1 pseudogene is annotated in these 256 nt (G+C 58.2%); it reads right to left on the bottom strand.

The features are described 5' to 3' along the window. Nucleotides 1-210, bottom strand: a pseudogene (locus tag SB659_RS19980) (hypothetical protein); the annotation flags it as partial. Between the last annotated feature and the right edge of the window lie 46 nt (nt 211-256).

The following is a 256-nucleotide window of genomic DNA, read 5'->3' as shown; positions in this document are numbered from 1 at the left end:
GGCAAGACGTGCGGCTTGCCTTTTGTTGGGCGGCGTTTCGCTCAAGCGTTTCAACTCGAGCAAGAGCTCGGCCAAGTACGGAGTAAGCGGAATTACGCGTCCACCGGTTCCCTCGACTTTGTCGTCAAGCCGGAGGCTTCGCCAGCGGAAGTCGACATCCTCCCAGCGTAGCGCTGCCCATTCCTCTCGGCGAGCACCGGTGATCAGCAAGCCTTGTAGGTAGACGCTTCGAATTGGATTCTCGATTTTTCGGACC

It is taken from the genome of Arthrobacter sp. SIMBA_036, from assembly GCF_046535135.1.
Taxonomy (GTDB): Bacteria; Actinomycetota; Actinomycetes; order Actinomycetales; family Micrococcaceae; genus Arthrobacter.
This window is presented reverse-complemented; position numbering and strand designations above follow the sequence as displayed.